The 19987-nt window shown below is 71.7% G+C and carries 13 protein-coding genes; 7 read left to right on the top strand and 6 right to left on the bottom strand.

The window, feature by feature from the left end; all coding sequences use genetic code 11:
* Positions 1 to 30 precede the first annotated feature (30 nt).
* The gene (locus tag WMF34_RS12360; RefSeq protein WP_437993420.1) at positions 31 to 2460 is read left to right on the top strand and encodes a lantibiotic dehydratase; all 2430 of its coding nucleotides are present in this window, start codon (positions 31 to 33) and stop codon (positions 2458 to 2460) included.
* A gap of 10 nt (positions 2461 to 2470) precedes the next feature.
* Positions 2471 to 3655 (top strand): M20 aminoacylase family protein, encoded by a 1185-nt coding sequence (locus WMF34_RS12355; protein WP_437993419.1) that lies wholly within the window; start codon positions 2471 to 2473, stop codon positions 3653 to 3655.
* A 16-nt stretch (positions 3656 to 3671) separates the two neighbouring features.
* Here the strand turns inward: WMF34_RS12355 and WMF34_RS12350 are convergent, their stop codons facing one another.
* A complete protein-coding gene (locus tag WMF34_RS12350; RefSeq protein WP_437993418.1) occupies positions 3672 to 4646 on the bottom strand; it encodes a hypothetical protein in 975 nt (324 codons plus the stop codon).
* Between the two features lie 398 nt (positions 4647 to 5044).
* Between WMF34_RS12350 and WMF34_RS12345 the strand changes: the two genes are divergently transcribed.
* Entirely contained in the window at positions 5045 to 6025 is a 981-nt protein-coding gene (locus WMF34_RS12345) for a hypothetical protein (RefSeq protein WP_437993417.1), read from the top strand.
* A 109-nt stretch (positions 6026 to 6134) separates the two neighbouring features.
* On the opposite strand, the gene WMF34_RS12340 is transcribed toward WMF34_RS12345, so the two are convergent.
* Positions 6135 to 6695: a dihydrofolate reductase family protein gene (locus WMF34_RS12340; protein ID WP_437993416.1), complete on the bottom strand. Its 561-nt coding sequence runs from the start codon at positions 6693 to 6695 to the stop codon at positions 6135 to 6137.
* A gap of 88 nt (positions 6696 to 6783) precedes the next feature.
* On the opposite strand from WMF34_RS12340, the gene WMF34_RS12335 reads away from it, so the two are divergent.
* A complete protein-coding gene (locus tag WMF34_RS12335; RefSeq protein ID WP_437993415.1) occupies positions 6784 to 7452 on the top strand; it encodes a winged helix-turn-helix transcriptional regulator in 669 nt (222 codons plus the stop codon).
* 84 nt (positions 7453 to 7536) lie between these two features.
* Here the strand turns inward: WMF34_RS12335 and WMF34_RS12330 are convergent, their stop codons facing one another.
* Both WMF34_RS12330 and glgX read right to left on the bottom strand, forming a co-directional pair.
* Positions 7537 to 9090, bottom strand: a complete 1554-nt coding sequence (locus WMF34_RS12330; RefSeq protein ID WP_437993414.1) for a serine/threonine-protein kinase — start codon at positions 9088 to 9090, stop codon at positions 7537 to 7539.
* Between the two features lie 386 nt (positions 9091 to 9476).
* Positions 9477 to 11825: a glycogen debranching protein GlgX gene (glgX, locus tag WMF34_RS12325; RefSeq protein ID WP_437993413.1), complete on the bottom strand. Its 2349-nt coding sequence runs from the start codon at positions 11823 to 11825 to the stop codon at positions 9477 to 9479.
* Positions 11826 to 12136: 311 nt separating this feature from the next.
* Here glgX and WMF34_RS12320 point away from each other — a divergent pair, with 311 nt between their 5' ends.
* Both WMF34_RS12320 and WMF34_RS12315 read left to right on the top strand, forming a co-directional pair.
* Entirely contained in the window at positions 12137 to 13789 is a 1653-nt protein-coding gene (locus WMF34_RS12320) for a 4-alpha-glucanotransferase (RefSeq protein WP_437993412.1), read from the top strand.
* 230 nt (positions 13790 to 14019) lie between these two features.
* Complete coding sequence (locus WMF34_RS12315) at positions 14020 to 15324, top strand: ammonium transporter (RefSeq protein WP_437994630.1); 1305 nt, start codon at positions 14020 to 14022, stop codon at positions 15322 to 15324.
* A gap of 118 nt (positions 15325 to 15442) precedes the next feature.
* Here the strand turns inward: WMF34_RS12315 and WMF34_RS12310 are convergent, their stop codons facing one another.
* Positions 15443 to 16162 (bottom strand): hypothetical protein, encoded by a 720-nt coding sequence (locus WMF34_RS12310; RefSeq protein ID WP_437993411.1) that lies wholly within the window; start codon positions 16160 to 16162, stop codon positions 15443 to 15445.
* Between the two features lie 313 nt (positions 16163 to 16475).
* Positions 16476 to 18665 (bottom strand): substrate-binding domain-containing protein, encoded by a 2190-nt coding sequence (locus tag WMF34_RS12305; protein ID WP_437993410.1) that lies wholly within the window; start codon positions 18663 to 18665, stop codon positions 16476 to 16478.
* A gap of 229 nt (positions 18666 to 18894) precedes the next feature.
* Between WMF34_RS12305 and WMF34_RS12300 the strand changes: the two genes are divergently transcribed.
* Entirely contained in the window at positions 18895 to 19986 is a 1092-nt protein-coding gene (locus tag WMF34_RS12300) for a hypothetical protein (RefSeq protein ID WP_437993409.1), read from the top strand.
* Position 19987: the final 1 nt, after the last annotated feature.

Below are 19987 nucleotides of genomic sequence, written 5' to 3'. Positions count from 1 at the left end.
CACCAGGCGCCATGCCACGGAGGAGAGATCATGTCTGACACGATGAAGCTCGCCGCCGAAGCGCCTGCTTTGGACATTGAGGGCCAGTCGCGCCGCCCGTCCGAGCAGGACGTTGAAGGCGGCGCGTCGAGCCACCTGGTGCCGCTAGCCGGGGGACCGTTCGGGTTGTGGCCTATCGCGTGTGTTCGCGGCGCGGGGTTCCCGGCGCAGACCATCCTCTCGCTCGCGGCCCCCGGGACCGCCGCCATGCTCGACAGGGTGCTCGACGCCGAAGGGGCCGCCCCGGCGAACACCGTGATTCACGCGGATCTGCAGCGCTCGTTCGAGGTGGAGACCGCGCGCGTCAGCGAGGCGCTGCGCGCGGCGGTGCAGGACGACCGGTTCCGCGAGGCGGTGGTCTGGCAGAACCGGCGCGCCCTTCACACGGGGCTCGACGGCCTCCTGCGCAAGCCGCCCGGCCACCGGGACAAGAAGACGCGGCAGAGAGAGGCGCTCGTCGCCTCCTACCTGCAACGCTACTGCGTCAAGAACGACTCCATCGGCTTCTTCGGGCCCATCGGCTGGTGCCGGATCGGCCGTGGCCCCGAGGCGATGACCGCCCGGCCCGGGCCCCGCCTGCTCGCCGCGCGGAAGGTCTACTTCGAGAGCTGGGCCATCGACGCGATCGCGTCGCGGCTGAGCTCGGACCCGGAGCTCAGGCCGTTCGCGGCGCCCCGGCTGCTCCCCTACATCCGCGTCGATGGGGGCGCTCTGCAGGTGCCGACCGTCGGGGCGATGCCGCTCACGCCGGCGCAGGCGGCGGTCCTCGAGGGCTGCGACGGCGTGACGACCGCGAGGGCGCTCGCGCGGCGGCTCACCAGCGACCCGTCGCTCGGGCTCGGCGGCGAGGCGGAGGTGTTCGAGATCCTCGACAGGGCGTGCGCGATGGGCGTCATGGCCTGGGACTTCGAGGTCGCGCTCCAGCTGTCGCCGGAAGAGGCGCTGCGGCGCGCGCTCGCGGGGATCGAGGATCCGGCGCTCCGCGAGCGCGCGCTCCTGCCCCTCGACGAGCTCGAGCGGGCGCGCGACGAGGTCGCCGCCGCGGCCGGCGACTCCCGGGCGCTCGACGCCGCCATGACGCGCCTGGAGGACACGTTCCACCGGCTGACCGGCGCGGCCACGACGCGCTCCGATGGAGAGATGTACGCGGCGCGCACGCTCGTCTACGAGGATTGCAGGCGCGACCTGGACCTGGAGATCGGCGCTCCGCTGCTCCGGAAGCTCGCTCCGCCGCTGTCGCTCCTGCTGCTCAGCGGCCGCTGGGTGACCTACGAGGTCGGGCGCCGGTACGTCGGGGTGCTGCGGGACCTTTTCGAGCGGCTCTCGGCGCAGCAGGGCGGCGGCCCGGTCGAGCTCACGGTGTTCCACAAGGCCCTCGCGGAGATCGAGCCGTGGATGCGGGAGATGCGCGGCATGCCGGAGTGGGTCGGGCAGGTGCAGCACGAGCTGCAGCGCCGCTGGGCCGAGATCCTCCAGGTGCCGGCCGGCGCGCGCTCCGTCGAGCGGGATCCGGCCGCGCTGCTGGCGGACGTGCGGCGCGCGTTCGACGTGCCGCGCCCGGGCTGGGCCAGGGCTCGTTATATGTGCCCCGATCTGATGATCGCGGCCAGGGACGTGGAGGCCCTACGCCGGGGGGAGTGCGAGCTGGTGATGGGGGAGATGCACCTGACGCACACGCTGACGGCGTCCTGCTTCGCTTTCCAGCACCCGTCGATGCGCGAGCTCATCGATCTCTGGGAGCTCGACAACCCGGCCCCGAGCGTCATCCCCGTGCTGCCGAAGGCGCAATGGTGCCAGCGCATCAACGAGATCGCCCTCGGCTCCGGGGACCTCCGTTATGCGTTCTCGCGGGAGCCTTCTCCCGCCCCTGCGGCGCGGACGCTGCGCGTGGCGGACCTCGTCGTGGTGGACCACGACGGGGCGCTGGAGGTCCACGCGCGGGGCGGCGGCTACCGCGGCGGCCTCCTCGATTTCATGGGCATGATGCTCTCGTCGATGGTCACCAACGCCCTCGACGTCCTGCCGGCAGAGGACCACACGCCGCGGCTCAAGATCGGCGATCTCGTGGTCGCGCGGGAGCGCTGGCGCTTCGTCGCGTCGCAGGTGACCTTCGCGCGCGAGGAGGAGCCGCTCGCTCGCTGGCTCGCCGCGCGGCGCTGGAAGCGCGCGCACGGGCTGCCGCGGTTCATCTTCCTCAAGTCGCCCTTCGAGGCCAAGCCGTACTACGCGGACCTCGACAGCCCGATCTTCGTGGACACCATCGCCAAGATCCTCCGGCGCGCCAGCGAGCTGGACGCGTCGGCGAAGGTGAGCGTCGCCGAGATGCTGCCGAGCATCGATGATCTCTGGCTGACGGACGCGGACGGCAAGCGGTATACCTGCGAGCTCCGGCTCGTCACCTTCGACGCCAAGGGGCTCTAGGACCTTCGCCATGCCCACCATCCCTCGAATCGACGCCCTCCACGCCGAAATGACCGCGTGGCGCCGTGACCTCCACGCCCACCCCGAGACGGCGTTCGAGGAGGCCCGCACCTCGGACTTCGTGGCGGAGAAGCTCTCGTCCTTCGGCGTGGAGGTCCACCGCGGCCTCGCGAAGACCGGCGTCGTGGGCACGCTGAGGGCCGGGTCGGGCCGCCGCGCCATCGGGCTCCGGGCGGACATGGACGCGCTGCACGTCCACGAGGCCAACACGTTCGCCCACCGCTCGCGGAACGAAGGGAGGATGCACGCCTGCGGCCACGACGGACACACGACGATGCTCCTCGGCGCCGCCAGGCACCTCGCCGAGACGAGGGCCTTTGACGGCACCGTCCACTTCATCTTCCAGCCCGCCGAGGAGAACGAGGGGGGCGGCCGCGTGATGGTCGAAGACGGCCTGTTCGAGAAGTTCCCGGTGGAGGCCGTCTTCGGCATGCACAACTGGCCCGGCATTCCCGCCGGCCAGCTCGCCGTGATGCCCGGCATCATGATGGCGAGCTTCGATATCTTCGAGATCAAGATCACGGGCCGCGGCGCCCACGCGGGGATGCCTCACCACGGCGTCGATGCGATCGTCGCGGGGAGCGCGCTCGTGCAGGCGCTGCAGGCGATCGTGAGCCGCGGCGTGAGCCCGGTCGACGCGGCGGTGGTCAGCGTCACGCAGTTCCACGCCGGCGACACGTGGAACGTGCTCCCGGACAAGGTCACGCTGCGCGGCTCGGCGCGGGCGCTCAAGCCCGAGGTGCAGGCGCTCGTCGAGGGCGCCATGCGCCGCGTCTGCGATGGCATCGCCGCCGCCCATGGCTGCCAGGTCACGATGCGGTACGAGCGCCGCTACCCGCCCATCATCAACACACCGAAGGAGGTCGCCATGGCGATCGCGGCGATGACGCAGGTGATCGGCGCTGACAAGGTGCTCACCGACATTCAACCCACGATGGGCGCCGAGGACTTCGCGTTCATGCTGCGCGAGAGGCCCGGCGCCTACGTCTGGCTCGGCAACGGCGTCGCCGGCGAGAGCCGCATGCTGCACAACCCTGGTTACGACTTCAACGACGAGATCCTGCCCATCGGCGCGAGCTACTGGGTGACGCTCGTCGAGCAGACGCTGTCGAAGGGGGCCCTCGACTCGCCGTGAACGGCTCGCTCGCGGCTCAGCGCGAGGCGAGGCCGGTGCAAGAGCTCGTGATCTCGATCTCGCGCATCCCGGGCGACGCCGTGGCGCTGGCGATCCCGTTTCCGGAGTCGTCGACGAGCCACACCATGTCGCCCGGCTTGAAGCTGTGATTCTGCACGGAGTTGCCGCCGATCGACGAGGTCGTTCCGCTGCCGAACTTCGGCTCTTTGCCGAAGAACACCTTCACGGTCTTCCCGCACCGGCTGCGCAGGCTGACCGAAACCACTTGAGGGCCTTGCGATCCCGAGCCATCCGCCCCGCCCGCGCGGGCGGCCGGCGCGGCGGAGAGCTCGGCGCGGTCCCGCGCTCGCTGCTCGTCGCGCTGCCGCTCCTGCTCTGCGAAGGCACGTCGCTCCTCGGCCTGCTGCTCCGCCAGCGCTCTCTCCCTGGCTTTCAGCGCGACCAGATCCGCCTCGCCGATGCTCTTGCCGTAGATCTGCAGCGTGTATCCCCCTTTGCCCAGCTCGTGAATCTGGCTCGTGTCCATGGCTGAGCCGTAGACAGCGATCAGGTCGACTGTCGCGTTTCCAGCGGCCTCGGGGCAACCCAGGTCGAACACCGCGCCGGGGCCGTGGATCGCCTCTGTGTGGGCGGTCTTGAGCCCCCCCGGCAGCGTCGACTCGACGGTGGCGCCTTTGCGCGCGTGGTCCCCGAACGCCGCGCCGTCGTCCAGCACGAGCGCTCCGACGTAACACGTGCCACGCGAGACCGGGATCTCGTGCGGCGCGAAGCCATCGAGCTTGCCGCTCAGCTTGTCGCCCGGCGCGTAGCCCTCCGTCGCCTTCTGGATCGCGGCGTCCAGATCGGCCCGGGTCTCGTTGAACTCGGGTGACACGACCTCCGGCTCGGCGGTCTCCGAGCCGGCCGCAAAGGGGTCGCGCGGCTGCGTCCGGGGCAGGCAGGCCCCGGTCAGCGCGACCAACGTCAAACCGACACCAGCTTGCTTCCACATGGCGCTCTCCTCGTGAATCCCCCGTGCGAGAAGGAAGACCAAAACGACTCGAGGACGTCAAGGCCGAACCGCGACGACCGCGCGAGGCGGCAGACGATCCCTCCAGCACCGCCCAGCGCGGCTGCGCTCCTCCGGCGCCGGTGGGCTCCGTCGCGCTCGATGTCTCGTCCGAGCGCACCTACGAGCGCCAGTCCTCCGCCACGTGCGGTATCCAGGGCGCAACCGTCGGTGGCGACTCCACCCTCGACGAAGGCTGATGCCGCAGCGGCCCTCCGTAGACTGGATTGCGGTCCATCCTGACAGGTGAGTTGATGTCGCGTCGCCTACCATGGCGGGCATTGTGATGGCACGATCGCCGCGAGTGTTCGCGACGATGCGCCGCCGCAAGGAGGCAACCCATGCCCGCGAACCGTTCTCCGCTCGCCGCGATCGCGCTCCTGTCGCTGCTCGCGCTCCCTGCCTGCTCCGCCGACGATCCGCCTGTTGGCGCGGAGGATCCGCCCGCCGCTGCCCCGCTCTCGCACGGCGATGCCTCGGGCGGCGGTTGCCTGCGCTTCCCGCGAACGGTGGGCGGCCTCGATGCCGGCTTCGAGACGCCGGAGAGCGCCTATTGGGACGAGGGGACGGAGGCGTGGTACGTCGCCAACATGGCCGGCGTACCTGACGAGATGCTCGAGAGGCCCAGGTTCAAGGACGGTCGCGGCTGGATCAGCAAGCTCGACCGGTGCGGCAACATCGTCGAGGCCAAGTGGCTCTCGGGGATGAACGCGCCCAAGGGCATCCGCGTCGCGCAGGGCAAGCTTTACACCTCCGACATGGATGAGCTCTTGATCATCGATCTCGCCACCAAGGGCGTGCGCAGGATCCCGGCGCTCGGCGCGATCTTCCTGAACGATCTCGCGCTCGCCGAGGATGGCACCGTCTATATAAGCGACAGCTTCACCCGCACCGTGTGGCGCTGCAAGGACGAGCAATGCGCCCCCTTCTTCTGGTCGCCGCTCCTCAACGTTCCAAACGGCCTGCTCGTGGACGGCGACAAGCTGGCCATCGTCACGCTCGGCACGTTCAGGGATCCTTCCTCGCTGGGCAAGGTCTGGATGCTCGATCTCGAGAGCAAGGAGCTCACGCGGTTCGGGACGCTCGAGGCGAAGCTGGACGGCATCGAGCGATACAGGGATGGATACCTCGTCTCGGTGAACGCGCCCCCGGCCGTCTACTGGGTCACGTCGAAGAGCTCGACCCTGGTGCGTGATTTCAGGGACGACGGGCTCACCGCCATCAACGACATCGGGCTCGATCCGGCCCGGAGGGTGGTCGCGGCGCCGGCGTTCTTCCAGCATACGGTGACGTTGTTCCGGGTGCCGAGGAACCCTCGGTAGCGCCGAGGTCGGTCCGGCAGTCAGATCCGAGCGACGACGTCCTCGCCGCGGCGCAGGTCCTGGAGACCGCAGCCAGCCTGCGGGCGCGGCGCGCCTCCGTCAGGCCCTGTCACTCCGTCGCATCGTACCAGAGCACGACATTCCCGTTGCTGAAGCTGCGCGTCTTCTTCAGCCGGAGGTTCGCCCGCTCCTTGACCCCCTCGAACAGCGTCCTTCCGCTGCCGAGGACGATCGCGTTCACCACGATCTGGTACTCGTCGACCAGACGCGCGTCGGTCAGCTGGGCGACGATGCTGCCGCTCCCCATGACCACCATGTTCGGCCCGGGCTCCGCCTTCAGCTTGCGCACCTCCTCCGCGAGATCGCCCTTGATGAGCCGCGTGTTGTTCCACGACGCCCTGTCGAGGGTCCTCGAGAAGACGACCTTCGGCAGGCTGTTCATCCGCTCGGCGACGGCGGGAGCCCGCTCCAGCGCCGCGGGGGTCGGCCAGAAGCTCGCCATGAGCTCGTAGGTGACCCGGCCGAAGACGAGCTCGCCCCCGCCGCGCGCGTTCTCCGCGGCGAACGCGCCCCACTCCTCGTCCGCTTTGTGTGCCCAGCTCATGTCGCCGTGGCCGTCCGAGAAATAACCGTCCAGCGAGATCTGGTTGAAGACCGTGAGCTTGCGCATGCTGTTCCTCCTGCTGCCCGCGTCGCGTGTCAGTCCTGATTTAGGACCATTTGGTCCTCTTTTGCAAGTGATGTAGGATGCGGCCGCCATGACCGGTCTGAGAAGCTACGGGGATCCCTGCGGCATCGCGCGGGCGCTCGATCTCATCGGCGAGCGGTGGGCGCTCCTCATCGTGCGCGAGCTCCTGCTCGGTCCGAAGCGGTTCACGGATCTCCGCGACGGGCTCGCCGGCGCGAGCCCCAACGTGCTGTCGCAGCGGCTCCGCGAGCTCGAGGGCGGCGGCGTCGTGCGGCGGCACAAGGTCGGCGCGCCGACGTACGAGCTCACGGACTGGGGCCGCGAGCTCCATCCGCTGCTCGTGCAGCTCGGCCGCTGGGGCGCGCGATCGCCCGTCCGGCCCGCGGGCGCCCTGAGCGTCGATGCGCTGATGATCGCGCTCGAGGCGACGTTCGTCGCGTGCGAGGCGGCTGACCTCCGCGCGACCTACGAGCTCCGGCTCGGCGAAGAGCGGTTCTCGATCGAGGTCGATCGCGCGACCATCACCATCGCCCGGGGCGCTCCGCGCGCGCCGGACGCCGTGATCGCGACCGACCCGGCCACGTTGCGGGCGGTCGTCTTCGGGGACCAGAAGCTCGCGGACGCGCCGGTCGAGCTCCAGGGCGACAGGCGCCTGGCTCGAACGTTCTTCCGCCTCTTCGCTCGGCCGCGGTCGACGCCGTCGACGCGGTCGACCCCAAGCCGCGCGCCCGCCGGATGACGGGCCGGCCCGGCGATCACGGCGCGCCGGAAGCCCCCTCGGGGCTCCACCAGCGGGCGCCGGGGCGCCCTTCGCGGTCGACGCTCAGAAGATCGCGCTCTTCTGTGTGCCTGCGTCTCGCTTCCGCGCGGGCGCTTTGCCGGTGCTCGCCGGCGCGCCGGGCGCACGAACGGTGCGCGCCGCGGCTGGCCTCGGCGCGGGCGCCGGAGGCGTCGAGACGGCGCGCGCCGCGGCTGGCAGCGGCGTGGACGCCGGAGGCGTCGGGACGGCGCGCGCCGCGGCCGGCAGCGGCGCGGGCTCCGGAGGCTGCGGCGGCGCCGCCGCGGGCGCGGCCGCGGGAGCCGTCGAGGCCGCGCTCGCCTGGGGTGCCGCGGGCGCCTGCGCCACGAGAGCGCCGCGGGCGGCGGAGAGCACCTCGCCGCGGATCACCCGCAGCTCGGCGGTCGCCTCCAGGCGCTGCGAGGACAGCGCAGTGGTGAGCACGAGCCCCAGCCCGAGCGCCACGACGAGGCCAGCCGCCGCGAGGTGCAGCCCGGTCCGTCGGACCGGCGCGGCGGGCGCCGGCGCGCTCGGCGCAGCCGAAGGGCCGACCGCGGCCACGAAGGCGGAGATCATCGGCTCGATCGAGGGGAATCTCTCCGCCGGATCCAGCGCGAAGGCGCGCGCGAACCACGTCTCCAGCGCCGGCGGCGCGCCGGGGCGCAGCGTCGACAGCGGGGGGCGCGCGCCCTCGAGGATGGAGGCCAGCACATCGGCGATGGTGCGGCCGGCGAAGGGCTGCTCGCCGGTGAGCGCCACGTGCGCGACCACCGCGAGGGCCCACATGTCGAGCTGCGGGTCCGCGTGCCCGTCGCACGTGTGCTCCGGGCTGAGGTAGCCCGGCGTGCCCAGCACCACGCCCTCCGCGGTCTGGCGGGGGAAATCGGCCGCCAGATCCTGGCGGATCCACTTGGCGATCCCGAAATCGGCGACCTTGGCGCGCAGGCGCCCGTCGCGCCCCTCGCGGAGCAGGATGTTCGACGGCTTGATGTCGCGGTGCACGATCCCGAGGCCGTGCGCCACCGAGAGGGCCTCTCCGATCTGACGGAGGAGCGCTGCCAGCTCGGCCGCGGGCACCGGCCCTCGCTCGTGGATCAGCTGCCGGAGGGACCGGCCGCGCACGTACTCCATGACGAGGTACGGGCCCGCCTCGGGATCCTCACCGGCGTCGTGCACCGTGACGATGAAATCCGTCTTCCGCCCGAGCTGGGCCGCGACCTGCGCCTCGAAACGGAAGCGCTCCATCGCGTCGATGGCCAGGTTCTGGCGCGGGAGAACGAGGAACTTGAGCGCGACCTCGAAGCGCCGAACGCTGTCGTGCGCGCACCACACCTCGCCCATCGCGCCCTGGCCGAGCGGATGCACGAGCCGGTACCGCCCGGCCACCACACGGCCCGGAAGGAGCGCGGCGCGCGCCTCGTCCCGCCCTGCGCCGCCCTGCGCAGGAGGACCGAGCGGCGCAGGCTGCCCGCCCAGCGTGGTGGCGTCGCGCGCGGCGTCTCTCGCCGAGGAATCGGGCGGTCGCCCCAGGGAGGGCGGCTGCAACACGCCGGTGATCTTCGTGCCGCCGCCGTTTCCCGGACCGGTCGATGCGTCCATGGGACAACGACCTGAGGAGAGAGGCGACGACATGTCATCAGCGTATCGCGAATGCGGATGCCTTTGAACGGCGAACCCCCCGCCCTGCTCGCGCACGTGCGCCTGTTGGCCCACGCGGCAGCGTCGCAAGGCGCAGCGCTGCTGTACTTGTTGATGGTTGGCGCCAAGGGTACGGGCCACGGACGCCGCCCGCCGCACCGGAGCAGCAGCGCCCCCCTCATGCCCCCCGGTCCGCCGCCGATGTGCGCGTCCAGGCCGCGACACAACATCGGTTGCACCGCACGACACCGGTCGCGCGACACGGGTTCGCGTGGCCTGAACGTGATCGAACAGCGCTTCACGGGTGACATCGACTCATCGCCGTCTGAGAGAGAGCGCCGGGGCGACTACGCCCGCTGCGCCTTCACCCGCTTGACCTTCTTCTTCTCCTTGCGCTCCAGGAGCCGCAGCACGGCCACGGACCGGTCGACGAGCAGGTAGCGCTCTCCCCCTGCCCTCGCGGGCACCGTGCGCGCCGGCTCCCCGGCGGTGCGGGTGTCGATGAGCACCTCCCACCGCTCGCCGAACTCGATCGCGGGCAGCACGAACTCCAGCGGCGAGTGGTTCGCGTTGATGAGCACGAGCAGCGTGTCGCCGGAGATCGGCTCGGCGCGCGGACCGAGCGCCGACAGGGCGTCGCCCCCGAGCAGGTAGCCGATCGCCCGGGCGTTCGGGTGGGTCCAGTCCTCCGGCGTCATCTCGGCGCCATCGGGGCGGAACCACACGATGTCCTTGAGCCCGCTCCCGTGCACGTAGCCGCCCGAGAAGAACATCCGCCGGCGCAGCACGGGCTGGCTGCGGCGCAGGGCGATGAGGCGGCAGGTGAACTCGAAGAGCTGCGTCCGCCGCTCGTCGAGGTCCCAGTCGTGCCAGGAGAGCTCGTTGTCCTGGCAGTAGGCGTTGTTGTTGCCGAGCTGCGTCTTTCCGATCTCGTCGCCGGCGTTGATCATCGGCACCCCCTGCGAGAGGAGGAGCGTCGCGAGGAGGTTGCGCTTCTGGCGCTCGCGCAGCTCGACGACCGCGGGGTCGCTGGAGGGGCCCTCGACGCCGTGGTTGTAGCTGTGGTTGTTGTTCGTGCCGTCCCGGTTGCACTCGCCGTTCGCCTCGTTGTGCTTCTCGTTGTACGAGACGAGATCGTTCAGCGTGAAGCCGTCGTGCGCCGTCACGAAATTGATGCTCGCGTAAGGGCGGCGCCCGCTGGACGCGTACAGGTCGCTCGACCCGGTGAGCCGGTAGCCGAGGTCGGCCGCCAGCAGATCTCCCTTCCAGAAGCGGCGCACCGAGTCGCGGTAACGGTCGTTCCACTCCGTCCAGAGGACCGGGAAGTTGCCGACCTGATAGCCGCCCTCGCCCACGTCCCACGGCTCCGAGATGAGCTTCGTGCGCGAGAGGACCGGATCCTGATGGATGATGTCGAAGAACGAGCTCAGGCGGTCGAAGTCATGGTGACCGCGGGCGAGGGCCGACGCGAGATCGAAGCGGAAGCCGTCGACGTGCATCTCGGTCACCCAGTACCGCAGGCTGTCCATCACCAGCTGGAGCGTCTGGTAATGACGCGTGTTCACCGTGTTCCCGCAGCCCGTGAAGTCCATGTAGTAGCGCGGGTTGTGCGGCACGAGCCGGTAGTAGGTCCAGTTGTCGATCCCCTTCAGGGAGAGCGTCGGGCCGAGGTGGTTCCCCTCCGCGGTGTGGTTGTACACGACGTCGAGGATCACCTCGATGCCGGCGGCGTGGAGCGCCTTCACCATCGCCTTGAACTCGGTCACCTGCTGGCCGAGCCGCCCGCTCGACGAGTAGCGGCCCGCGGGCGCGAGGTACGCGAGCGTGTTGTAGCCCCAGTAGTTGACGAGGCCGCGCTCCCAGAGCTCGCGCTCGCTCGCCATCTCGTGCACGGGGAGCAGCTCGATCGCCGTCACGCCGAGCTTCTTGAAGTGGGCGATCGCCGCCTCGGAGGCGAGCCCGGCGTAGGTGCCGCGCAGCTCCTTCGGGATGCCCGGGTGCCGCTGGGTGAAGCCCTTGACGTGGACCTCGTAGATGATCGTGTCCTGCCAGCGCGTCGCCGGCGGCCGGTCGCCGTCCCACGCGAAGCGGTGGTCGACGACGACGGACTTCGGCGCGCCCCAGGCGCTGTCGCGGTGGCAGATCTCCAGGTCGTCGAGCGGGGCCGGCGGGGGCGGCGGGGACGGCGGCGTGGAGTCCTTCCCGCGCGCCTCGGCGGCGCGGCGATCGCTCGCCGTCTTGCCCCCGCGCCCGCCCTCGCCCTTCTCGGGCGCCGCGCCGTCCCGGCCCGCCTCCTTGGGCCGGCCAGCGCCGCCCTCGCCGCGCTCGGGGTGCCCCCCGCGGTCGTAGGCGAAGAGCGGCGCCTTCCAGTTCGGCTCGCTGGAGAGCGCGTACGCGTAGGGATCGACGAGGAGCTTCGCCGGGTTGAAGCGCTGCCCGGAGCGCGGGTCGTAGGGCCCGTGCACCCGGTAGCCGTAGAGCTGGCCGGGCTTGAGCCCCGGCACGTAGCCATGGAAGACGTGGGCCGTCCGCTCGGGGAGCTCGATGCGCTCGCGCTCCACGACATCGTCGACGGCCTCGAAGAGGCAGAGCTCGACCTTGGTGGCGGACTGGGAGAAGAGCGTGAAGTTGACCCCCTCGCCGTCAAAGACGGCGCCGAGCGGGGTGGGTGTGCCGGGCCATATGCGTCTGGTCATCTGAAAAACCTGTGAAGCCGCCCTATTCGCGAGATCGGCGCCGCTGTCGAGACACAAGCGCGCGCGGCCTGATTTTTCGGCCGCCGCCCCCGGGATCGCCCGCCATCCGGCCGCTCGGCGGGCCCGCCCTCGCGCCGCGCGCCATGTCGCGGCCCTCCTGCGCGAGCTCGGCAGCGGCCGCGACCTCGGCGGCGGCGCGGCGGCGCGGCGGCGCGGCGGCGCTACCGCACGGTCGCAGAAGGAGCATCCAGGGCGGCGCGACCCGGGATAGACTTCGCCCCCGAACGCCTGGAGCCAAGCGAAAAACGCCCATGTCTTCCCCCTCTGCTGAAAATCAGTCCCAGAGCTCATCGTCGCCCTCCGTTCCCGGTTCCGACGCGCGCCGCCGCATCGCGGGCGTGACGGTGCCGCTCTTCTCCCTGCGCAGCGATCGCTCGTGGGGCATCGGCGAGATCGGCGATCTCCCCGAGTTCGCCGCGTGGATGCGCGCCGCGGGCCTGCGCCTCGTGCAGCTCTTGCCGCTCGGCGAGGTGTCGGGGGGCGAGACGTCGCCGTACATGGCGCTCTCCGCGTTCGGGATCGATCCGATGTTCATCTCGCTCTCCGCCGTGCCCGAGCTCCCGGCGGAGCGCCTCGGCGAGGCGCTCGGCGACGACCTCGGGGCGCTCGATCGCGCGCGGAACAGCGCGCGCGTCGACTACGATCTCGTGCGCCGCGTGAAGGGGCGGGCGCTGCGCTTCGCCTTCGACGTGTTCGAGCGCGAGCACCACGCGAAGCAGACGCCGCGCGCGGCCGAGCTCGGCGAGTTCGTGAAGCGGCAGTCGGACTGGCTGCCCGACTACGCGCAGTTCCGCGCGTTCAAGGACGCCTTCGAGGGCAGGGCGTGGTGGGACTGGCCCGAGGCGATCCGCGAGCGCAGGCCGGAGGCGCTCGAGGCGCTGCGGCGCGAGCGCGCGCGGGACATCCTCTATTACGAGTACGTCCAGTGGCTCGCGCACGCGCAGTGGGAGGCGGCGCGCGCGGATCTCCGGGGCAAGGGCGTGGAGATCATGGGGGATCTCCCGTTCATGGTGTCGCGCGACAGCGCCGACGTGTGGGCGCACCAGGGCGAGTTCCGGCACGACATGACGGTCGGCGCGCCGCCCGACCAGTTCGACACGGAGGGGCAGCGGTGGGGGCTCCCGCCGTACTTCTGGGCCCGGATGCGCGAGAACGACTTCGCGTGGCTCAGGCGGCGCTGCCGCTACACGGGGCTGCTCTACGACCGGTTCCGCATCGATCACCTGGTCGGCTTCTACCGGACGTACATCTTCCCGGAGCGAGGGCAAGCGGCCCAGGGGGCCGAGCGGCCCAGGGCGACCTTCGATCCCGCGGAGGAGGCGGAGCAGCGCGAGCACGGCGATCGGGTCGTGCGGGCGATGCTGGCGGGGGCGGCGGAGACCGGGGCGCAGCTCGTGGCGGAGGATCTCGGCGCGGTGCCGGGGTGGGTCCGGGAGTCGCTCTCGGAGCTCGGGGTGCCGGGCTACAAGGTGCTGATCTGGGAGAAGCACGACGTCGTGTTCCGCGATCCGGCGGAGTATCCGGCGCTCTCGGTGGCCTGCTTCGGGACGCACGACACCGACTCCGTGGTCGTGTGGTGGGAGTCGCGGGACGACCGGGAGCGCGCCGGGGTCCTCGATCTGCCGCAGCTCGCGCCGCGCCGGCAAGAGCTCGGGCCGCAGTTCACGAAGGAGACCCACCGCGCGCTGCTCGACCTGATCCTCGGCTCGAAGAGCGAGCTCGTGCTGCTGCTCCTCCAGGACGTGCTCGCCACGCGCGATCGGATCAACGTCCCGGGGACCGTGGGGCCGCAGAACTGGTCGCTCCGGCTGCCGGCGCCGCCCGCCGCGCTCGATCGCGATCCCGAGGTGCGGGCCGCGCTCGATCGGGTGCGCGAGAGCATCGAGTCCAGCGGGCGCGGATAACGCTTCATCTCCCGCCGTCTCACGCCCTCTCGGGCCCACCGGCGATATAGTCTCACTGCAAATCCGTCGACCCGCTGTAGGAGCGAGTCAGCCAGCGCGCTGACCGCGGAGGCGCCCACGCGCTGACTCGCTGCGTCGTCGCGGTATGTTTCGTGCTGTCGCGAAGTATATGCCGACGAAACATTCCGGAAAACTGCCTTCTCTTAGTGTCGCCGTCGAGGAGGCCACCAGTGAACGAAATCAACGCCTCGGACACCACCTGGCTCCTGGTCTCGTCGGCAATGGTTCTGCTGATGACGCCAGCGCTGGCCCTGTTTTACGGGGGCATGGTCCGAACGAAGAACACGCTCAGCACATTCATGCACAGCTTTTTCGCCATGGGGATCGTGACCCTGGCGTGGGTGACGCTCGGGTACTCGATGGCGTTCGCCGAATCCAAGGGCGGGTTCATCGGCGGCTTCGACCACGCGTTCCTGAACGGCGTTGGCACCGAGCCGCGCGCCGGGACGACGGTGCCTCACCTCCTGTTCATGGCGTTCCAGATGATGTTCGCCATCATCACGCCGGCGCTGATCTCGGGCGCTTATGCGGAGCGCATCAAGTTCTCGTCGTATGTGGTGTTCACGCTGCTCTGGTCGCTCCTCGTCTACAGCCCGCTCTGCCACTGGGTCTGGAACCCGGGCGGGTGGCTCCTCTCGCGCGGCGCGCTCGACTTCGCCGGCGGCACCGTCGTTCACCTCTCCTCGGGCGCGAGCGCGCTCGTGATGGCGATCATGCTCGGCAAGCGCAAGGGCTACCCGACGCGCAAGATCGTGCCGCACAACCTCACCATGACGCTGCTCGGCGCCGGCCTCCTGTGGTTCGGCTGGTTCGGCTTCAACGGCGGCTCCTCGCTCGCGGCGAACGGGCTCGCCTCCGTGGCGTTCGTGAACACGCACATCGCCGCGGCGATCGCGGCGCTCGCGTGGGCGCTGATCGAGGCCGTGCGCTTCGGCAAGCCGTCGCTCCTCGGCGTGGCGTCGGGGCTCGTCGCGGGCCTCGTCGCCATCACCCCGGCGGCGGGCTTCGTCGGGCCGATGGCGTCTGTCGCGATCGGGCTCGCGGCGGGCGCTGTGTGTTACGGCGCCGTGATGCTGAAGGGCAAGCTGGGTTATGACGACAGCCTGGACGCGTTCGGCATCCACGGCGTGGGCGGGCTGCTCGGCGCGCTGCTCACCGGCGTGTTCGCCTCCAAGGTGTGGAATTCGGCCGGCCAGGACGGCCTGCTCAAGGGCAACTCGGCGCTGCTCACCGAGCAGGCGATCGCGGCCGCTGTCGCGGCGGCTTACGCGGCGGTGGTCACCTTCGTGCTCGTGAAGGGGATCAGCGCGGTGATGGGCTTCCGTGTCGACGAGGAGATCGAGGACGAGGGCCTCGACGTCGCCCTTCACGGCGAAGAGGCCTACTCGCTCGGCGAGGGCGGCGCGCATGCCGTCGAGAGCGAGCCCCCGGCCAGGCCGGTGCCGGCGCCTGTCCTCGCGCGCGAAGGCGCCTGATCCAGCGCAGCGGAGGCTCGCTCGCGGAGGCCGCCTGGCGGGTGCCAGGCGGCCTTCGTCGTTTTGTCCCCTTGGCCCCCTGCCCTTCTGGCCCCCTGCCCTTCCCGGCCGGGAGCGATCACCTGCACGTGAAGGCGGGCTCGCCGGTCTCCTCGCACCCGTGCTCGCACGTGACCTTGGCGCACCCGCAGCGGCGCAGCCGTCCGCGGTCGCCGTCGGCGCTCCGACTGCAGTCCTCGCTCAGCGTGCGGCACTCGTCCTGACAGCGCTCCTTCTGGGCGGGCGACGGCGCGCAATCGACGACCGCCGTCCCGCCGGAGGAGCCCGCGCCGCTGCACAGCTCGACGGACGCGACCTGCTCCAGCAGCGGGATGATCCCCCCGATCATGCATTGAGCGTGCGGCTCGCAGACGTGGTCCCGCAGCACCGCCAGCACGCGGACGCGCTGCCCGGCCAGCGCGCGCCACTCGGGGCCGAGCCAGCGCTCGGCGTCCTCGCGCGACAGGATCCTCCCGGCGATGAGGGGCTGCGAGCCCTTCGTCAGCGCCAGCGTACCGACCCAGCGCTCGCGCGCCGGCGCGTCGCCAGGTCGCTCCCCCTCGGCTGGCGGAGACGCCTGCGGCGTGCCGGCGGGCGCGGCGCTCGCGGCGGGCGCCGGCGCAGCGGCCCGCGCTGTCGAGGGGACCCGCGCCGCCGGCGCCGTCGAGGAGGGCGCGCTCTCCGCGCAGCCCATCGCCCAGGCGCAGCACGCGCCGGCCAGCGCCCGGGGAAGCCATCGCCGCAATCCCGCCGAGACGGGGTGGAGCCGCGGGGAGCGCGCCGAGTTCGTGGAAGGCACAGAACATTTTTACCATACGCCGGCGTGCCTGCGCGCCAAGGCGCGGCGGTCCGGCGGAGCGAGCCACCCGCCGGCCGCTGCTTGGCGCCCGCAGCGAGCAGGATCGAGGACAGGAGCGCCTTCGCCCACCTGCTCCAGAAGACGTCGCCGAACACGCTCGCCGCGCTCAGCACCTCGCGCGCCTCGCCGTCCAACCCTGGCAGACGACATGCTCGTTCGAGACGTGCTCAGCGCCAGACGAGACCCGCGCGGGCGGCGCGCAGTGGATGGGGGGTCCACAGCGCTGCGCGCGCTCAGCGCGACGCGCGGAGCGTCACTCCGATCCTCCGCGACGCCCCGTGTCCGAGGTCGCGTTGCGCGACGAGCGCGGCGGCGCTTCCGCCGCGTCATTCCGTCTCGGGCGGAGCGAGGGGACTCCGGTCGACACGAGGTCCTCGAGCGCCGACGCCAGCGACTGGTGGCTGGACAGATCGCCCAGCTGGATATCCAGGGCGACGAGGCGCATCGCGAGCTCGGGGCGCACGCCGACGAGGCGGACGCGGGCGCCGAGCAGGGAGGCCGCGCGCTGCGTCTGCCCGAGCGCGTGGGCCACCTGGGCGTCGAGGCTCGGGACGCCGGTGACATCCAGCAGCACGCAGCGCGCCCCGTGTCGGCCCACCCCCTCGACCACCCGCTCGAGCATCTGCCGGGCGCGATCTCCATCGAGCTCGCCGACGAGCGGGACGAGCAGCACGCCGGGCATGAGCGGGATGAGGGGGCAGCCGAGCTCGCGCACCGCGGCCGAGAGGGCGCGCTCGCGCTGATAGGCCTCCTGGAGGCTCGCGTGCTGCTCGGAGAGCGACTGCACGAGCGCGTCCCGCTCGAGGGCGGCGCCGAGGAGCGCCCCCCAGATGGAGATGGTGCCCTCGTCGCCGGCGACCTCGATCGAGCTCGGGCCGACGATCGCGAGGACCCCCCAGTCGTGGCGGAGCGTGCGGATCGGCAGGAGCGTCACCATGAACGGGCCGCCGGCGGTCGACGCTGGCAAGCGCTCGGCGGGCGGGAAATCCTCCCGCGCGCAGGCGGCGCCGAGCGAGGGAGTCGGGCTGCCATCGCGGCTGTAGGCGCCGGCGATGACGAGGCGCGCGCGGGTCGCCGGGTCTTCCCAGAGCGCGAGGCAGCCCCAGACGGCGGCGGTCGAGTCGAGCCAGGAGAGCGAGCGCGAGTCTTCCTGGGTGCCGCCGAGCAGCGCGAGGCTCACCTCGTGATCGGACCGCGTGAGCGCCCCGAGCTCGTCGACGAACTGCCGCTCCGTCTCGACGCGAGCCAGCATGAGCGAGAGGCGCAGCCGCTCCTGGAACTCCTCGGCTCGCTCCTCCGCGGACTCCGCGGCTTCCCTGTCCAGGCGCGCGCGGCGTCGCTTTCCGGACCGGCCGAGGAGGCGGACGATCCCCATGAGGCTCTCCACGTCTGGCGTGAGGCGGACGGCCTGCTGACAGGCCTCGTCGATCTCGGCCGCGGGCGGGGGCGCGGCGCCCTCGAGCGCCGCGGCATATCCAGCGATCACGGCGGTGACGCCGGGCCAAACGGCCGTCGGGGGCGTCTCGGGCGGGAGCGGCAGGCGGAGGAGCAGCTCGACCATCTTCCGTTCGATGGCGCCGAGATCATCGTCGGGCGCCGCGCCCTTCCGGTGGAGCAAGCCAAGGAGCGGGTCGCACCCGCACGTCCGCCGCCTGACGAACGTGGTCGGCGCGAGCACGGGCCCGGACGGCACGACCTGGCCTGCGAGCCGCGCCAGCACGAGCTCGTACGCGAGCGCCCCGAGGGCGTCGAAGCGCTGGCGCACGGTCGTCAGCGGAGGGGTCGACCACTGCGCATCGGTGATGTCGTCGAAGCCGATGATCGCCAGATCGTCGGGGATGCGGTATCCGGCGGCCTGGAGGGCCGGCATCATCCCGAGCGCGTTCTTGTCCGTGGCGACGACCGCGGCCGTGAGCTCTCCCCTGCGCGCGATGAGCGCCTCTGCGGCGCGCTGGCCGCCGGAGTGCCAGTTGTTGTCGGCGTCGAAGACGAGGCCGGGATCGAAGGGGATCCCGCTCTCGACGAGCGTCGCCATGTAACCGTCGAAGCGCGCGCGGATGTCGTCCTGATCCATGCAACCGACGAACGCGATGCGCCGGTGTCCATGCTCGATCAGGTGGCGCACCGCGCTCCGGACGCCCTCGCGGTTGTCCGGCATGACGGTCGGACAGCCCGCCTCGGGGGCGCAGGAGCTGACCGTGACGAGCGGGACACGCGCCTGCGCGAGGAGCTCGATGCCATCCGTGGCGAGCACGACGATCCACCCGTCCACCTGGTCCCGGGCGAGCGAGGGCGCCTGAACGTACGCTGGCGTGCCGCGCACCACCAAGACACGATGGCCGCGCTCCTGCGCCGCCTGGTGGATCCCCCTGAGGACCGAGGTGAAATAAAAGCCGTCGAGGAAGGGCGTGAGGACGCCGATGGTGGTCGGGCGGGAGTGCATGGGCTGCGGGCTCGTGAATGGATGAATACCGGATCTCCGTCTCGCTCACCGACGGCGTTCACCGCCGCCCGCCAGAAATTCCTGTGACTCGCGAATCGTCCGGGTGTACAGCATCGCCGATCCGTTTGGCCATCGCTCGACCCCTTCTCGCCATCATGGCGCGCCCGCCGTACGAGCCCGCGGCTTTCCCCGCAGAGGGATCGATCGGGCGAGAGGAAGGGAGCGGACGGTGAGCGCGCCGGCCGTACGAGCGCTCGTCTCGGCGCTGGGCGCCTGCGCGGCGCTCACGCTCACCGGCGTGCCGCGCGCGCGGGCGGAGTGCGATCGCGCGGCCGCGGACGTGTCCTGGGTGCGCCTCGCGGGCGCGGAGGGGCGGTGCCCGTCGGCGTCCCGGTTCCGCGCCGAGATCTCGCGGCGGCTCGGGCGGGAGCTCGTCACGACGGGCAAGGCCGCCTCGATCGAGGCCGTGGTGCAGGGTCAGCCCGGGGCCTGGTCGGCCACGATCCGGACCGAGCTGTGCGACGGCGCCCCGCCGACGGTCCGCGAGCTCTCCGACGACCGGCAAAGCTGCGACGGGATCGTGGCCGCTGCGGCGGTGCACATCCTTCTCGCGACCGATCCGGAGGCCGGCCTCGCCCCCCCGAGCGCCGAGGCGCCGCGCCCCCCGCTGGCCTCCGAGGCGCCGCGTCCCCCGCCGCTGCCCGCGCGCCCTCCGGCGGCGGAGCGGGCGCCGGAGCCGCCGTTCCCCTGGCCGGCGCAGGCCCAGACCACGCCGCCCCCGGCCGAGGGCCCGCCGCCGCCCCGGCTCTCGGTCTCCTGGCGCGGGTTCGCTTCCACGGGCATCGTCCCCTCACCCGGGTTCGGCGTCGCCTTGTCGGGCGAGTGGTCGATCCTGCCGCGGTGGACGCTCGAGACGGGCGCGCTGTGGCTCCCGGAGCAGCACGCGGCCCGGCGGACGTTCGCCTTCGGGCTCACGGCGGGCTGGCTCGGCGCGTGCTTCGAAATGGTCCGGAGCCGCTCGGTCGCCTTCGGGCTCTGCGGCAGGGCGGTGGCGGGCGCCATCTACGCCGTCATCTACGGGGACGACGACGTCCCCCCGACGATCCTGCCGACCGACGTCGGCGCCCGCGCGTGGCTCAGCCTCGGGGCCGGCACGCGGCTCGGCGTCCGTGTCATCGGGCCGCTGCGGCTCGAGACAGGCATCGATCTCTTCGTTCCAGTGACACGGTACGATTTCCAGCTAGAGGGCGGGCTGCCGACGGGCCTGGAGCAGGCCGCGCTCGCCGCCGCGGTGTTCGGGGGGGTCGGCCTCACATTTTGAT

The sequence above is a fragment of the Sorangium sp. So ce145 genome (assembly GCF_051525985.1).
GTDB lineage: Bacteria > Myxococcota_A > Polyangia > Polyangiales > Polyangiaceae > Sorangium > Sorangium cellulosum_B.
This window is presented reverse-complemented; position numbering and strand designations above follow the sequence as displayed.

Coding starts and splice junctions, on each gene's coding strand:
- WMF34_RS12330 (WP_437993414.1), bottom strand. CDS start 9,090: ATGGACGCATCGACCGGTCCGGGAAACGGCGGCGGCACGAAGATCACC.
- WMF34_RS12335 (WP_437993415.1), top strand. CDS start 6,784: ATGACCGGTCTGAGAAGCTACGGGGATCCCTGCGGCATCGCGCGGGCG.
- WMF34_RS12350 (WP_437993418.1), bottom strand. CDS start 4,646: ATGTGGAAGCAAGCTGGTGTCGGTTTGACGTTGGTCGCGCTGACCGGG.
- WMF34_RS12340 (WP_437993416.1), bottom strand. CDS start 6,695: ATGCGCAAGCTCACGGTCTTCAACCAGATCTCGCTGGACGGTTATTTC.
- WMF34_RS12360 (WP_437993420.1), top strand. CDS start 31: ATGTCTGACACGATGAAGCTCGCCGCCGAAGCGCCTGCTTTGGACATT.
- WMF34_RS12355 (WP_437993419.1), top strand. CDS start 2,471: ATGCCCACCATCCCTCGAATCGACGCCCTCCACGCCGAAATGACCGCG.
- WMF34_RS12345 (WP_437993417.1), top strand. CDS start 5,045: ATGCCCGCGAACCGTTCTCCGCTCGCCGCGATCGCGCTCCTGTCGCTG.
- WMF34_RS12305 (WP_437993410.1), bottom strand. CDS start 18,665: ATGCACTCCCGCCCGACCACCATCGGCGTCCTCACGCCCTTCCTCGAC.
- WMF34_RS12320 (WP_437993412.1), top strand. CDS start 12,137: ATGTCTTCCCCCTCTGCTGAAAATCAGTCCCAGAGCTCATCGTCGCCC.
- glgX (WP_437993413.1), bottom strand. CDS start 11,825: ATGACCAGACGCATATGGCCCGGCACACCCACCCCGCTCGGCGCCGTC.